17 protein-coding genes are annotated in these 14,732 nt (G+C 68.8%); 6 read left to right on the top strand and 11 right to left on the bottom strand.

Annotation, left to right across the window (positions count from 1 at the left end):
• The first annotated feature begins 51 nt into the window (after window positions 1–51).
• The 3 genes from HQ312_RS07615 (at window position 52) to msrA (ending at window position 2,099) form a co-directional block, all read left to right on the top strand.
• The gene (locus HQ312_RS07615; protein ID WP_056447228.1) at window positions 52–567 is read left to right on the top strand and encodes a helix-turn-helix domain-containing protein; all 516 of its coding nucleotides are present in this window, start codon (window positions 52–54) and stop codon (window positions 565–567) included.
• A 109-nt stretch (window positions 568–676) separates the two neighbouring features.
• On the top strand, window positions 677–1,477 hold the full coding sequence (locus tag HQ312_RS07610; protein WP_261782120.1) for a GAF and ANTAR domain-containing protein: 801 nt from the start codon (window positions 677–679) through the stop codon (window positions 1,475–1,477).
• An 85-nt stretch (window positions 1,478–1,562) separates the two neighbouring features.
• Window positions 1,563–2,099 carry a peptide-methionine (S)-S-oxide reductase MsrA gene (msrA, locus tag HQ312_RS07605; RefSeq protein WP_027504010.1) on the top strand — a complete coding sequence of 179 codons (537 nt, stop codon included), beginning with the start codon at window positions 1,563–1,565 and terminating at the stop codon, window positions 2,097–2,099.
• 30 nt (window positions 2,100–2,129) lie between these two features.
• On the opposite strand, the gene HQ312_RS07600 is transcribed toward msrA, so the two are convergent.
• Entirely contained in the window at window positions 2,130–2,930 is an 801-nt protein-coding gene (locus tag HQ312_RS07600; protein ID WP_222638252.1) for a HugZ family protein, read from the bottom strand.
• A gap of 220 nt (window positions 2,931–3,150) precedes the next feature.
• Window positions 3,151–3,879 carry a pirin family protein gene (locus HQ312_RS07595; protein ID WP_027504008.1) on the bottom strand — a complete coding sequence of 243 codons (729 nt, stop codon included), beginning with the start codon at window positions 3,877–3,879 and terminating at the stop codon, window positions 3,151–3,153.
• A 64-nt stretch (window positions 3,880–3,943) separates the two neighbouring features.
• On the opposite strand from HQ312_RS07595, the gene HQ312_RS07590 reads away from it, so the two are divergent.
• The gene (locus tag HQ312_RS07590) at window positions 3,944–4,771 is read left to right on the top strand and encodes an SDR family oxidoreductase (protein WP_222638251.1); all 828 of its coding nucleotides are present in this window, start codon (window positions 3,944–3,946) and stop codon (window positions 4,769–4,771) included.
• On the opposite strand, the gene HQ312_RS07585 is transcribed toward HQ312_RS07590, so the two are convergent.
• Window positions 4,759–5,985, bottom strand: coding sequence for an MFS transporter (locus HQ312_RS07585; protein WP_222638250.1), 1,227 nt, complete (start codon window positions 5,983–5,985; stop codon window positions 4,759–4,761). The genes HQ312_RS07590 and HQ312_RS07585 overlap by 13 nt on opposite strands.
• 85 nt (window positions 5,986–6,070) lie before the next feature.
• On the opposite strand from HQ312_RS07585, the gene HQ312_RS07580 reads away from it, so the two are divergent.
• Window positions 6,071–6,979 (top strand): LysR family transcriptional regulator, encoded by a 909-nt coding sequence (locus HQ312_RS07580; protein ID WP_222638249.1) that lies wholly within the window; start codon window positions 6,071–6,073, stop codon window positions 6,977–6,979.
• 9 nt (window positions 6,980–6,988) lie between these two features.
• On the opposite strand, the gene HQ312_RS07575 is transcribed toward HQ312_RS07580, so the two are convergent.
• The 6 genes from HQ312_RS07575 to HQ312_RS07550 all read right to left on the bottom strand — a co-directional run bounded on the left by HQ312_RS07575 (window position 6,989) and on the right by HQ312_RS07550 (window position 12,938).
• Complete coding sequence (locus tag HQ312_RS07575) at window positions 6,989–7,771, bottom strand: TauD/TfdA family dioxygenase (protein ID WP_261769685.1); 783 nt, start codon at window positions 7,769–7,771, stop codon at window positions 6,989–6,991.
• Window positions 7,768–8,853: a D-alanine--D-alanine ligase gene (locus HQ312_RS07570; protein ID WP_308123844.1), complete on the bottom strand. Its 1,086-nt coding sequence runs from the start codon at window positions 8,851–8,853 to the stop codon at window positions 7,768–7,770. The genes HQ312_RS07575 and HQ312_RS07570 overlap by 4 nt, the downstream gene beginning before the upstream one ends.
• Window positions 8,846–10,138: an ATP-grasp enzyme gene (locus HQ312_RS07565; RefSeq protein ID WP_056447245.1), complete on the bottom strand. Its 1,293-nt coding sequence runs from the start codon at window positions 10,136–10,138 to the stop codon at window positions 8,846–8,848. The genes HQ312_RS07570 and HQ312_RS07565 overlap by 8 nt, the downstream gene beginning before the upstream one ends.
• Window positions 10,135–10,929, bottom strand: a complete 795-nt coding sequence (locus HQ312_RS07560) for an O-methyltransferase (protein ID WP_222638248.1) — start codon at window positions 10,927–10,929, stop codon at window positions 10,135–10,137. Before HQ312_RS07560 ends, HQ312_RS07565 begins: the two co-directional genes overlap by 4 nt.
• Window positions 10,922–12,163 carry a sedoheptulose 7-phosphate cyclase gene (locus HQ312_RS07555; protein WP_027504001.1) on the bottom strand — a complete coding sequence of 414 codons (1,242 nt, stop codon included), beginning with the start codon at window positions 12,161–12,163 and terminating at the stop codon, window positions 10,922–10,924. Before HQ312_RS07555 ends, HQ312_RS07560 begins: the two co-directional genes overlap by 8 nt.
• Before the next feature lie 103 nt (window positions 12,164–12,266).
• Complete coding sequence (locus HQ312_RS07550; protein WP_027504000.1) at window positions 12,267–12,938, bottom strand: HAD-IA family hydrolase; 672 nt, start codon at window positions 12,936–12,938, stop codon at window positions 12,267–12,269.
• 239 nt (window positions 12,939–13,177) lie between these two features.
• Here HQ312_RS07550 and HQ312_RS07545 point away from each other — a divergent pair, with 239 nt between their 5' ends.
• A complete protein-coding gene (locus tag HQ312_RS07545; RefSeq protein WP_261782156.1) occupies window positions 13,178–13,804 on the top strand; it encodes a TetR/AcrR family transcriptional regulator in 627 nt (208 codons plus the stop codon).
• Window position 13,805: 1 nt separating this feature from the next.
• Here HQ312_RS07545 and HQ312_RS07540 read toward each other — a convergent pair whose 3' ends face one another.
• The gene (locus tag HQ312_RS07540) at window positions 13,806–14,024 is read right to left on the bottom strand and encodes a hypothetical protein (protein ID WP_222638246.1); all 219 of its coding nucleotides are present in this window, start codon (window positions 14,022–14,024) and stop codon (window positions 13,806–13,808) included.
• A gap of 68 nt (window positions 14,025–14,092) precedes the next feature.
• Window positions 14,093–14,731 (bottom strand): TetR/AcrR family transcriptional regulator, encoded by a 639-nt coding sequence (locus tag HQ312_RS07535; protein WP_051612942.1) that lies wholly within the window; start codon window positions 14,729–14,731, stop codon window positions 14,093–14,095.
• Window position 14,732 lies beyond the last annotated feature (1 nt).

Genomic DNA, 14,732 nt, shown 5'->3' with positions numbered 1-14,732 from the left:
TAACCCGCCGATATGGTTCGGTCAACAGACCGTTCGAGGTAGGCTCGAGTCATGGCGATGGGAACGGATTACGCCGCGCAGGACTGCTCGCTCGCTCGCGCCCTGGAGATCGTGGGGGAGCGGTGGACACTGCTCGTCGTGCGGGACTCCCTGTTCGGTGTGCGCCGGTTCTCCGACTTCCAGCACCACCTCGGCATGTCGAAGGCGGTGCTGTCGCAGCGCCTGTCGGCCCTGGTGGACCACGGGTTGCTGAGCAGGGAACGTGTCGGTGGGCGAGAGGAATATCGTCCCACCGAGATCCTCGTCGACCTGTGGCCCGCGCTGCACGCGCTGACGGTGTGGGGTGAACGAGCAGTGCCCGCGCAGGACGGCCCCCGTCGGGTGTTCCGACACGAACCGTGCGGCGGTGAGCTCGACGATCACGGCAGCTGCCCGCAGTGCGGGACCGTGCCCGCTGCCGGTCGGGTCGTCATGTCGCCGGGGCCAGGTGTGACCGCGACCCCGCGGCCGAACACCGTGTCCCGCGCGCTCCGCGCACCTCGTCGGTTGCTCGAGCCGATCAGGTGACGGCGACACCCGGCGCGAGGTGAAGGGGGGCGGTCGCGCGACGGCCCCCGGGGCCTCGCTCTATTCTGGACCGGGTCGGAAACACAGGTCCGCGACACGGTCGGTTGTCATGGGCGTCGAGAGTGGGGAACACATGACGGTGCCGTACGGCGATCGCGGCGATCTCGTCCGCACCATCGACGAGGACACCTCCGTCGATCAGCAGGCGTCGGCGCTCGGCAGCATCGCCGAGATGGCCCGCACTCTCCGCGGAACCCGTCGATCGGTGGACGACACGCTGACAGCCCTGGTGCGGTCGGCCACGCAGCTCATGCCCGGCGTCGATCATGCGTGCGTCACCGTGATGACCGGTGCGCGGCGCACCATCCACGCCCGCACCGACGACGTCGCCGCCGATCTCTGCCGCGTGCAGTTCGAACTGGGTGAGGGGCCCACCGAGAACGAGATCTGGCAGATCGACACCGTCGTGGCCGAGAATCTCGGCAGCGAGCGGCGGTGGCCCTCCTTCGCCGCGGCCGCGCGCGACAAGGGAATCGAGTCGATGGCGGCCTTCCGCCTCTACACCGATCCGTCGGCACGTGATCTCGGCGTGTTGCTGCTGTTCAGCAGGACTGCCGACACCTTCGACGCCGATGCTCAGATGGTCGGATCCGCGCTCGCCGCCCACGGCGCGGTGGCGCTGCTCAGTGCCCGCGACGACCAGAACTTCCGGGACGGCCTCGCGAGTCGCGACATCATCGGCCAGGCCAAGGGCATCCTCATGGAGCGATTCGACGTCGATGCCGTGCAGGCCTTCACGATGCTCGCCCACATCTCCCAGTCCGAGAACCGCCCGCTGCGGGAGGTCGCGCTGTCTCTGATCGAGGAGTCGCATCCCACGAGGTCCGTCGAGGTTCCGCCCGTCGCGTGACGGCCCGCCGGAACTGCCCGTCGGAACAACGCGGTGCGCGCGGACGTTGTCGAAACAGAGTGTTACTGCGACAAGAGGAGACACCATGGCGGACAGCACACAGGCAGGTTCCACGACCGAGACGGCCATCCTGGCGGGTGGATGCTTCTGGGGTGTCGAGGAACTGATCCGCAAGCAGCCGGGCGTGCTCTCCACGCGCGTCGGGTACTCGGGCGGAGACGTGCCGAACGCGACGTACCGGAACCACGGCACGCACGCCGAGGCGGTCGAGATCGTGTTCGACCCGACCCGGACGACCTACCGCGACATCCTGGAGTTCTTCTTCCAGATTCACGACCCGTCGACGAAGAACCGTCAGGGCAACGACCGCGGAGTGAGCTACCGCTCGGCGATCTTCTACACCTCCGACGAGCAGAAGCACGTCGCGCTGGACACGATCGCCGACGTCGACGCCTCCGGTATCTGGCCCGGAAAGGTGGTCACCGAGGTCACCGCGGCGAGCGAGTTCTGGGAGGCCGAGCCCGAGCACCAGGACTACCTGCAGCGGATCCCCAACGGATACACCTGCCACTGGGTCCGCCCCGACTGGAAGTTGCCGCGTCGGAACGCTGCGGTCAGCTGAGCCGTTCGACCATCGACGCCCGTCGTCCCCTCAGGGGCGGCGGGCGTCTCTCGTCAGCTCGATCGTCGCGGCACGGAGATCGTCGAGTGACGCCAACGGCGACGTGTAGCCGACTCGCGTGTAGGACACGCCTCTCGGTGTGGTGACCGTGATGTCGAGTCCGTAGCGGTCGGCGCCGGTGCACACAGCGGACGTCGCATCGGGGAATCCGCCGAATGCCGCGGTCATCGCGGTGAGTGCGTCCGCGTGGTCGGCGTTCAGGTGCTCCACCGCAGGCCCGCTCACCGGCCGTACCGGATCCGGTACGGCGGCTGCGTAGTCCGCCGCCGTGGCCGAGTCCATGCGGCCGTAGCCGCCCACCCATCTGACTCGGTTCACCGACAGGATCCAGACGGTGAAGTCGCTGTAGTCGATGTAGTACCGTGCCGCCGGTACGGCCGCCAGGTGCGCCTCCCGCGCAGCCTCGACGTCCGAGCCCGACGGCCGAAGCACGGTGCCCGCCAGCGTGATACGTCCGCTCGCGAGCGGATCACTGTTCTCGCCCGGAGCGACGACGGACAGACTCACCCGTGGATCCGCCGCGAGATTGCGACCGTGCTCCGCCATGTGGGAGACACAGAGCACGGGGTTCCCGCCCAGGAGGCCGTACGTCACGTACGACGCCCACGGATGTCCGTCGGCCGAGAGGCTCGCGAGCGTGGCCGTGTTGGTCGACGCGGCCACCGTGCGCGCCTCCTCCGCCGCGGACGGCCGGCGAGGGTGGGTGACGGGAGCGGTGGGCGTCGGCATCGACGGGGCGTCGCCGGGGTCGCCGTGATCGAGAGTGGCCATGGGCGAACACTACCGGCGCCCGGCGCCGACCGGTGGCGCCGGAATGCCCTAGCGGACGGGCGGTCGCAGCAGGAGGGCAGCGCCCGAACCGACACCGACCACCATGAACATCAGCAGCATGACGACGTTGGCCATCTCGTTCTCCGTCTTCCGGGCGGGTACGTCCACATCGCGACCCGTGTGGACAGATCTCTACCCCCGGCCGTGTGACCGCAAACACTCACGCATGAGCGTGCATCTCCCACACCAGGATCTCGGCCGACGACGTCGTGTGGACGACATGTCCGCCGGTGTCGGTACCGCGGAGCGCGTCACCGGGACCGAGTGTTCCGATGCCGTCGATCTCGACGGTGCCGCGCGCGACGAAGAGGTGGAGGAACGGCGCGGTGGGGAGGGTGACGGGCGTGCCCGGCCGCAGCCGCGCCACGTGGAGCGCCGCCTTGCTCTGGCCCAGTCCGACGGCCGTGCCACCGCGGTCACGGTCGAGTCCCGACGCGACCGTGACCAGGCGGCCGGAGGCCAGTTCGCCTGCCGCCGCGTACTCCTCGTACCCGGGCGGCCGCCCGTTCTCGTCCGGCGGAAGCCACATCTGGACGACCCGCAGCGGTGTCCCGGCGGAATATCCGGCCCCGTTCCGCTCGGAGTGGACGACGCCGGAGCCCGCACTCATCCGCTGCGCCAACCCGGGCGTGATGGTCCCCTCGTTCCCGAGCGAGTCACGGTGCACCAGTGATCCGTCCAGCACCCAGGTCACGATCTCGACGTCGGCGTGCTGGTGGCTGTCGAATCCCTCGCCCGCGTCGACGGTGTCGTCGTTGTGGACGAGCAGCAACCCGTGCGCATTCGCGGCGAGATCGAAGTTGCCCGCCACGGGGAAGGACTGCCAGGAGTCCAGCCACTCGTTGCGCCAGTGGATTCGATCGGCAGCGGGTACGACGACGTCGGGCATGACACGCACAGTACGCGGGCACATCGACACTGCGACGCGATGTGATGACAGCTATCATCAGATGATGGTGGGACGACGGAGACCGTTGGCGGACCTCGCAGGCAAGGTGGTGGTGATCACCGGAGCCGGATCCGGCATGGGCCGCGCGTACGCGGCGGCCTACGCCGCACGCGGGGCGGTCCTCGCGCTCGGCGACATCGACGGCAACGCCCTCGCGGAGACGGTGACGAGCCTGCCCCCTGGCGGCACGGTGCTCACCGAGGTGTACGACGTGGCCGATCGCGACGCCGTCGCGGCCTTCGCCGCCCGCGTCGCACGGGAGGTGGGCCCGGCGACCGTCGTCGTCAACAACGCCGGCATCGAGGGCGGTTTCCGGCCCGCCTGGCATCTCGACGACGCGTCCTACGACCGGGTGATGGCGGTCAATCTCGGTGGGGTGGTGCACGGGACGCGCGCCTTCCTGCCGCAGCTGATGTCGCGGCCGGCGGCTGCGCTGGTGAACGTGTCCTCCATCTTCGGACTGCAGGGGACGCCGAACCACACCGACTACTGCGCCAGCAAGTTCGCGGTGCGGGGATTCACCGAGGCCCTCGCGACCGAACTCGCCGGGTCCACCGTCTCGGTCCACCTGGTCCATCCGGGCGGCGTGGCGACCAACATCTCGCGGGCCGAGGGATCCCAGCAGTTCGCAGCGAAGTACTACGCCACCTCGCCCGAGGCGGTGGCCGAGCGCGTGGTGCGGGACGTCGAGTCCGGACGGATGCGCATCGTCACCGGACACCGGTCGCGCCAGGTCGCCTTCGGGGCCCGGTTCCTGCCGCTCCCGCTCATGGTCCGGCTCGTCCGTCGCGACATGAACGACATCCTGGACCCCGGCGACTACGCCGACTGAGCCTCGGCGCCGGGCGACCGCAGGACCAGTGCCCACAGAGCGGCGACGACGGCCAGTGCGATGACGAACGCGGCCATGGCCGACCAGCCGTAGGCCTGATACACGACGCCGCCCGTCCAGCCGACGATGCTCGAACCGCCGTAGTAGAAGAGGTTGTAGAGCGACGCCGCCTGAGCGCGACCGTCCGTCGCGCGATGCCCGGTCCATCCGGACGCGATGGCGTGCGCGGCGAAGAATCCCATCGTGAACACCACCAGGCCGAGGAGTACGACGATCAGCGAGTGCGCGATCGTCAGGGCGACCCCGGCGATCATGACGCCCGTCGACCCGGCGAGCACCGCGGAGCGTCCGAACCGGCCGGCCAGCTGTCCGGCGACGCGAGACGAGACGGTTCCGCTGAGATAGGCGATGAAGATGAGGCTGATCAGCGACTGGGGGAGTCCGAACGGGGCTGCCTCGAGGCGGAAGCCCAGATAGTTGTAGACGGTGACGAAGCCGCCCATGAGCAGGAACGCCTGCCCGAACAGCGCGCGCATGCCGGGGTCCCGGAGGTGTGTGGTGACGCGTTTCCCCAGCCCCGGGCCGCCATCCCGCGCAGGGAGCGCGCGCCGCGGTGCGGGGGCGAGGCGCAGGAAGGCGATCGCGGCCACGGCGGCGATGATCGAGACCGTCAGTGTTCCGATGCGCCAGTTCGTGTACTCGGCGACGGGTCCGGCGACGATGCGGCCGAGCAGCCCGCCCAGCGTGGTGCCCGAGACGTAGGTGGCCGCGGCCACCGCGGTGTTCCGGCGGTGCACCTCCTCGCTGAGGTAGGCGATCGCGATGGCCGGCAGCCCGCCGAGGGCGGCGCCCTCCACGAACCGCACCGTCAGCAGCATCGGCAACGACGTGGAGAGCGGGACGACGAGGCCCAGGACGGTGGCCGTGACGATCGAGATGCTCATGGCACGCACCCGGCCGACGCGGTCGGCCACCACGGACCACGGCAGTACGGCGACCGCGACGCCGACCGTGGCGCAGCCCACCGCGAGCGAGGACTGCGACGGCGTGATCGAGAGGTTCGAGGCGATGAGCGGGAGGATGCCCTGGACGGAGTACAGCTGGGCGAAAGTGGCGACACCGGCGAGAAGCAGCCCGGCGACGAGCCTGCGGTACTCGCGGGACCCGCGGGTGTGTCCGTCCCAGTCGGTGTCGGTCGCCTCGTCGATGGTCACGGGATCCGACGGTAGGCCGGACGCGACCTATTCGTCCAATGCATTGCATCTCGCACAATCATGATCGTGACGTATCGTTCGATTCATGCGTGAGGAAGCCGAGGCACTCCTGCCTCTGATCCCGACACTGCTCGCCGTGGCGGAGACCGAACACATCACCGAGGCGGCGCACGTGCTCGGCCTCCCGCAGCCGACGGTGAGCCGGCAGCTCGCCCGCGCCTCGGCCGCGTTGGGAGTGGCGGTCGTCGAGCGTCGTGGTCGGGGCATCGCCCTCACGCCCGCGGGACGTGCACTGATGCCCTTCCTCGACCGGGCGGTCCGCGAACTCGAGGCCGGGCTCGACGCCATGACCGAGCAGGACGCCCGCACTCGTGGCCGCATCTCGGTCAGTTTCCAGAACACGGTGGGCGAGGGCGTGCTCCCGCTGCTCATCAAGCGCTTCCTCGCCGATCATCCCGCCGTCACGTTCACCCTCGGCCAGGGCGCGCGGGCCCGGTGTCTCGACAGACTGGAGGACGGGAGCGCGGACCTCGCATTCGTGGCGCTCGGCACCGAACACGGCACCGACACGTCCTTCGGGCTGTACGACGAGAGGCTCGTGTTGGTCGTCCCGTCCGATCACCGACTGGCGGGCCGCCGATCGGTGGACCTCGTGGAGACGGCGGACGACCCGTACGTGGCGATGGAACACGGGTACGGCATGCGTTCTCTCTGCGAGACACTGTGGGCCGCTGCGGGAATGGCCCCGACCATCGCCTTCGAGGGGCAGGACATCCACACCGTGCGCGGGCTGGTCGGGGCGGGCCTCGGCGTCAGCGTCCTCCCTCGCACGACCGCTCCCGCCGGCCCGCTTCCCACGGTCGACATCGCGGTGAACGACCCCGCGGCGCGGCGGCGCATCGGCGTGGTGTGGCCCGCACGCACCCTGCCGGCGCAGGCCCTCGCCTTCCGCGACATGGTGGTGCGGCGAGGGGCCGCTGTCCTGGCGCGCTGACGATCGGCGTCAGGAGCGAGCGCGACCGTCGGTTGCCATCCCGCGGTGCATCACCCGGTCGCCCACCACTCCGCTGTGGTCGGCCCGGTGCATGACGCACCGGTTGTCCCACAAGACGACGTCGCCCGGCTGCCACGTGTGCCGGTGCACGTTGTCCTCCGCAGTGGAGTGGTCGTAGAGGAACCGGACGGTCTCGGCGGTCTCGTCGGGCGACATCCCGCTGATCGACGCGCATCGCGCGGGAGTCGACAGGTAGAGCGAGCGCCGTCCGCTGATCGGATGGGTCGCCACGAGCGGATGCACTGCGGACGACTCGGCATCGTCGGCGAGATCGAGACCGGTCACGACGTGCGTGAGCGTGCGGTCGACGAGCTCGTCGCGAAGGTCGTCGGGCAGTGTGTCCCACGCGCGGTACTGGTTGCTGAAGACGGTCTGTCCTCCCTCCGACGGCACGGTGACCGCACGGAGCGAGGTGTACGCCGGTGGGTGTGCCACATAGCTCGTGTCCACGTGGAAGGTGGAGCGCGGCGTCGTCGTCCGGCCGACATTGCTGATGACGTTGAGATCCGGGTGTCCGGGGACCGGTGTCTCGCCCTCGGTGAACACGAGGTCGCCGAACGCACGGAGGAACTCGGTGAAACGGTCGTCGTCGAGCGACTGCCCCCGGAAGACGACGACGCCGTGATCTGCTGCGAGGCGGCGTGTCTCGTCGATTCCCGCCGCGTCGAGGTCCTCCACCCGGACGTCCTCGACGTGTGCGCCGACGGGTTCGAGGGTGGTGTGTCGCATCATCGTGCTCCTTCGATCGAGAGTTCGCGCAGTCCTGCGGCGAACAGGTCCTCGAGACTGATTCCCGCGGCCGCAGCCATCACCGCGACCACGCTGCCCCGCGCGTAGGAGCAGTACAGGCCTGCCTCGAGAAACCACGGTCGACCGTCGGGGTCCACCCGGAAGTCGAAGAGGCTGTAGTGCCGACACCCCAGCGCTCGGTGGCACTCGAGGGCCACCGCGTGGATCCGCTCGGTGATCGGATCGTCCTCGGGGACGATCCACGCCTTCGTGGCGTTCTTGGCCACCAGGTACAGCGCCCCGTCCTCGTCGCGGGACAACTTGTCCTCGCGTGTGCGGATCGGACGATCGTCCGCGTCCACGGCGTACTCCTCGAGCGGCAGGCACACCGGTTCACCGTCCACCACGACGATGCCGCAGCGCACCTCACGTCCCAACTCGACGTAGCGCTCCACCAGCACCCGGCGGGAGAACCGCGCAGCGTCCGCGAGCGCGTCGGTGTACTCGTCAGGAGTGCGCGCGAGCGACACCCCCACCGAGTTGTCGGAGTCCACCGGCTTGACGACCACCGGTAACGGGACGGGCGACCGCGTGCCTGACCGTGGTGCGTCCGGGGGCACGACGACGACGTGGCCCTCCGGCACCGGAACGCCCGCCGCAGCGACCACCGCTCGGGTCAGCGCCTTGTCCGCCGCGAGTGCCATCACGTCGGCGGTGTTGCCCAGCAGAGCGAGACCCACGACGTCGACCAGCGCCCGGTAGGACGTCATGCCGGGCAGGCAGAACATCTGCGGCACGACGACGTCGACACCCAGAGCCTCGATGTGACGCAGCGCGTCCGCGAGCGACAGAGGCGGAGCCCCCGCCACCGCGTCGTCGGTGAGATCGACCGGGAAGCGCCACGTGCGGTCGGGCGAGACCAGTGCGACGTGGAACTCGTACCGTGCGGGATCGGCGAGCGCGGACAGCGCGTCCGAGGCGTACACCCGCGACAGGTCCGAGTGGAACTCGTCCTCGGCGGACCCCGCGAGGTGCAGCACGGTCACCCGTGCGGTCGGGTGGACGAAAGCCGTGTCGTCAGTCACCGCCGGCCTCCACGAGTTTGCCGATGTTGAAGTCGATGCGGCTCCACGAGCGACCGGCGCGAAGGTTCGCCCAGATCAGCGACGGCATGTGGAGGTGGTGAAGCATGAAGTAGGGCAACGGATCCCACCGCGTGAACACCGCGTCCTTCCCGGTGGCGATGGTGCGTGCGCGGGCGAGGCGGCCAGGCTGGGTGAGCAGCCGCCAGATCTCGTGGTAGATCCAGTAGGTCGGCCGGGCGGACGGGAGCGGCGTGATGACGGGGTGCCCGTCGTCGAGGTACGCAGCCGCCACGTCCGGGTGATCGTGGAACATGGTGATGGCCGAATGCGTTCGCGGATTGCACTCGATGGCGTAGGCGTGGCCGTCCGCCGCCTCGATGAAGTCGAAGGACACCTGGCCCGTGAGCCCGAGCTCGCCGACGAAATGCTCCACCCACGACCGGATCTCGGGCTTGTCCACCATGGCGTAGTTGATCTGGAACGCCGACGACTCGCAGCACCCGTACACCTGCACGCGCCCGTTGCGGACAGTCGAGTGGGTGCAGTACTCCTGACCGGTGACGAACTCCTGCATGATCCACGGATCCTCGTCCGAGATGTCGAGCCCGGAGACGAACGCGGCATTCGCCGCGCGGTCCCGTCCCGTCAACGGCGTGAGGTCCATACGACCCACCGGGTTGTACGCGATGCGCTTGAGGATGTAGGTACGGCCGTCGGGGAAGTCGAAGTCCTCGACCTGCCGACGGTCGGTGACGAGGTGTGATTCCGGCACGCGCAGACCGAGCGACTCCGCGACCTTCGAGAACTGCACCTTGTCGTCGAGCATGCGCACGGTGGCCGAGTCGACGTGGACGACGTCGCACCGCCCGTCGAGCAGACGACCGACCTCGGCGTCCGGCACGCTGGACGCCGGACTCGACACCGGCACGAACACGTCCGCTCTCTCGCTCAGCACGATGTCGGCGATCGCGCGCGCATATCCGGGTTCCGACGCCTCGGGGACGGTGTGGAACACGTCCACCGCTCGGGAGAACCGATGCGCGGTGTACCGGTACTTGGCCGATTCGACCAGTACCACCCGGTGGCCGGCGCCGTGGAACGATCTCGCGAGTTGTAGCGCCTTGGTCATCTTGCCGCCGTTGATCACGACCGTCCTACGTTGTGCGGCAGGCGAACCGGGTGCCGTGCGCGGTCGGGCTAGCGCCGCCAGGACGGGCACGAGGTCGAGCGGGGCGGTGACGAGCGAGCCGACGAGGACCGCCACGGACCGGCCGACGCTCGTCACGACGCACTCGATCGACGGATGAGCGTCAGTCCGTCCCGCAGCGGGACCAGGACCTGCTCGACGCGGGGGTCCGCCGCCACGGCGCGATTGAACTCCGTGATGGCGGAACCGTTGTCCGACATGGCCGTACCGAGGTACGGCTCGGCCTGCAGGAGTGTGTTGTCGACGGCGACCACGGCGTCCGGCGTCAGCAGCTCGGAGTCGAGAAGCGCCGTCAGGTATCCGAGGTACCCGGCCTTGTCGGCATCGATGAACACCAGGTCGAACCGGCGTCCCTCGTCGGCGAGACGGGTGAGGGACTCCGCCGCAGGACCGACGAGAATCTCGATCGCGTCGCCTGCCGACGACGCGTCGAAGCACTGTCGGGCGAACGCCGCGACGGGTTCGTCCAGTTCACAGGCGACGATGCTTCCGCCGGGTGGAAGTGCCTCGGCCATGGCGAGAGCGGAGTACCCCGTGAACATGCCGATCTCGAGGACCGACGTGGCGCGGGTCATCCGCACGAGGAAGTCGAGGAAACGTCCCTCGACGTGGCCGGACAGCATCTCCTGCTCGAGCGCGCTGCCGGACCATTCCGCGGATCGGGTGCGTGCGGCCAGATCCGCGAGAGCGGGTGATTCCGGGGTGGTGCACTCGTCCAGGTACGGGTCGAGGCCCGCGATCACGTCACGCGCACGCCGAGCGCGGCCGAGAACTGCTGCCGGGACCCCGAGGTCGTCGAGGTCCCGGCACAGCTCCGTCAGCTCGGCCGCGGCGATGGTGGTCGGTGTGACCGGCCGTGCATCACTCATCGTGGGACGAACCGACCGCGACCTCCGGTTGCGGCGCGGTGAACATGTCCACGCCGTCGCCGTCGCGGTCGTGCTCGAGGCAGATCTTCTTGTGCAGGGTGAGCGTGTCCGACAGCTCGTCGACGGTCACATCGTTCAGGAATTCGCAGGACCCGATGGGCGCCGGCACCGCCGCGCGGAGAATCCCGTCTCGGGTCTTGAGGATGGACGACGTGGCCTCGGCGAGCAGGTCGGCCGTCAGGTACGAGCTGTCGAGCGCGAGCCCGATCCCGCTCATGACGCCGAGCACGCGGTCGCGGTCGTCGGCCGTGATGTGGCCGCGCTGCTCCGCGAGGGTGGTGGACAGCGCCATGTCGATGTTGATGGCGTGTCCGTGGAAGAACGGCGCGGGCGGGGTGAGCTCGAGCGTCGGACTCCAGGTGTGGCCGAAAGCGATCACGCGATCGAGGTCGATCTCGTGGAGGTTGGGCGCTTCCAGGTCCAGCATGGTCGCGATGGCCTTGTAGGTGAGGCGGTCGGCGATCTCGCGCAGTTCCGCGGTGCCGTCGAGGTGACCGAAACGCGTCGCGAGCAGCTCCGGGCCGTGCTTCTCGAGCATCTCGAAGATCTCGAGATTGCCCACGACGGAGATCTTGATGAGTTCCGCCATGCCGTTGCGGACCTGGTCCTCCGGCAGGGTGCCCAGGAAACTGAAGTCCAGCAACACCTTCTGCGAGGCGTGGTACGCGCCCAGACGGTTCTTGTGCTTGCCGTAGTTGACGGCGACCTTGATGCTGACGCTGGCGTCGATAAGACCGATCAGCGTCGTGGGGATGCGGATGTACGGCGTGTTCCGGCGGTAGCTGGCGCACGCGAAGCCGGCGACGTCCGTCGTGAGTCCGCCGCCGACGACCAGGACGGGCTCGGTGCGCACCAGGCCGAAGCGATCGAACTCGCCCACGATCCGCTCGAAGGTCTCGATCGACTTCGCCGTCTCGCGGATCTGCACCGGGACGATGGTCAGCGCGATGTCGTGATGGCGGAAATAGGTGTGGATCGCGTCGCCGTACAGCGCGAGGACGCTGTCGTCCACCACCATCAGGCAGCGGCCGTACGGCCGGTAGCTGTCCGCGAGCTCGGTGTTCGCGGTGTCGAAGACGCCGTCGACGTACACGAGGTCGTACTCGATCTTCTCGTATCCCTCGACGTGGAAGGTGCGATCGTCTGCGGTGACACGTGCCTGGAGGTTGCTCACTACTTCTCTCCCGAGGAAAACGGTTCGCGAGCATCGCGCTCGACGGGTGAACCGGGGTTGGCGTGGATGTGACTCGACAGGGTGTGGAGTCGACCGGTGAAGGTCACTGTCGAGCCGTCACCAGAGATTCGATGCGAGCGGGGTCGAGGGATTCGACCGTCTCCGATGCCGAGGAGAAGTCGCTGCCGGCCGTGTTCTCGTTCGGGAACGCGACGCAGGTGATGTCGGCTGCGGCTGCGGCGGCCACACCACCGGCGTTGTCCTCGATCGCGACGCAAGCGGAGGGCTGTTCGCCCAGCTTGTCGAGGGCGAAGGCGTAGGACGCGGGGTCGGGCTTGCCCTGCTCGACGTCGTCCGCGTCGACGAGGACGTCGAAGGAGTCGCGAGTGACCTCGGGGGACAGCGCCTCGAGCACGGCGTCGACGTTCTCCTTCGACGTGGTCGTGACGAAGCCGAGCTTGGCGCCCGACTTCTTCGCCGCGGCGATGGTGTCCACGACGCCGGGTCGCGGGCTCACACCGGCCGAGGAGAGGAGGGACCGGAAGATCTCCGACTTGGTCGCGTGCACCGCGGAGGCGTCGACCTCGACGCCCTCGGACGCCGCGAAGTCCTCGATCCGGTTCGCGCCGCCGTTGGACCCGAGCATGGACCGGTAGTCGTCGCGTGACCAGTTCCAGTCGAGCCCGTGCGAGGAGAACGCCTCGTTGAAGGCGCGTCGCTGGAGCTCGGACGTGTCGGCGAGAGTGCTGATGGAGCCGAAGAGGATGGCAGACATCGGTGTCCTTCCGTGGACCGGCCCGACGCTGTGCTGCGCCGAGGCCTGAGGCGACGGATGACCCGTCGCGAATGATGGTGGGGGAGTTCGCGGTCGAAATGCCGTGCACGAAGCTGGTCCAACAGTACAGTAATGAACATTTAGTTCAATAGGTCTGCACCCGAAATTCGCGTAACTTCAACCCTCGAACTTCGATGCCCGAATTTCGAAGCACAGCGACCGAGGAGGTGAGTGACGTGATGAGTGATACCCCGTCGGACGAGAACGGAATCGGAACAGAGCCCGACGCCGTGGCAGAGGACGCCCGCGTCGCTCGCACACGCGCGGACGTCTCGCGCGCCGCGCTCGAGGTGCTGACAGGCGAGGGGTGGGAGGCGGTGACCCACGCGCACGTCGCACGGGTGGCCGGTTACTCCAAGACCACGCTGTACACGCACTGGCCGTCCCGTTCCGACCTGCTCACCATGGCTCTCGAGGCGATCGGCGACATGCCGCATCACGACCTGGTCGGCGACGTCCGCACGGACCTGATCGGTGAGCTGCGGATGCTCCGCGACGCCATCGCCACGCAGCGCCTCGATCGCGTGCTCATGGCCATGGCGCAGTGGGGGGCCACCGTCGCCGAGATCGGCCGGGTGCGCCGCCGCATCGTCGACGACGGCGAGAAGCACACTCGGCAGATGCTCGGTGCGGTGATCCAGGGCCCGGAGCTCGAGGCGGCGGTGTCCATGCTGTCCGGCTCCGTGGTCTGCCCGACGCTGATGTACGGGACGCTGCCCGACGACGCCACCATCGAGGCCGCCGTCGACATCCTCCTTCGGGGCATCGAACTTCGGGGCAACGAACTTCGGGGCAACGAACGCTGACTCAGCGGCTGCTGTGCACCAGGTCGGCCAGGGACTGCCGCGACTGCGCGGACTCGGCCAGTGCCGCCGTCAGTTCCTCCCATGCGCGCTGGACGCGGAGTTCGTCGTGGGCGAGGCGTGCGCGGGCGCGAGCCACGCGCCGGTGCTCGGAGTCGCGGGTGAAGGTCGCGTGTTCCTGCCGTCGGACGAGCAGGAACACGTCGGGATCGGTGGGATACATGCGTGCGTCCTCGAGTCGTGGTCGGTTCGCACCACTGAAACACCCGAGGGGGGACCGCGTCGACCGAATTACTCGGGCTCTGCCGCACCGACCACCGCGGCGAGGAACCGGGCGGTCCCGTGAACGAGATCGGTTCTGTCCGCTCGGTACCCGTCCATGAGCCAGGTCATGGCGGTGTGGCTGATGCCGCCGACAGCGGCGGTGGCCAATCTGTCGAGGGAACTACCGACGGCAATGTCCGGCGTGTGGCGGCCGAGGAGCCCCACCATCAGCTCACCGAATCCGTGCATCGTGTCCAGATACGTGCGGTCCACCCGTGGGCTCACCCCGAGCACCTCGAGCCACACGATCCGTGCGAGCTCACGGTCCTCCACGGCGCGGAAGAAGCCGTCGAGGCCGTGACGCGAGAGCGTCAGCGGGTCCGTCCCGGCGGGCAGGTCGTCGACCGCCGCCGTGGTGGATCGCGTCAGTGTGGCGATGCACTCGCGGTACACCTCGACCAGGAGGTCCTCGAGAGTGGGGAACAGCTCGTAGAAGTAGCGATCGGCGACATGCGCGTCACGACAGATGCCGCGCACCGTCGACGCTCGGAAACCCACCGATCCGAAGGACGCGCGCCCCGCGTCGAGCAGTTGGCGCCGGCGACGAGCCGTGCGCTCCTCGGCGCTCTCCCCGCCGTAGGTACGTGCGGGCGATGGATCGGTCACG

This window comes from Rhodococcus sp. BP-316 (assembly GCF_019836105.1).
GTDB lineage: Bacteria > Actinomycetota > Actinomycetes > Mycobacteriales > Mycobacteriaceae > Rhodococcoides.
Note: the sequence above shows the minus strand (reverse complement) of the source record. Positions and strands in the feature narration are given on the sequence as shown.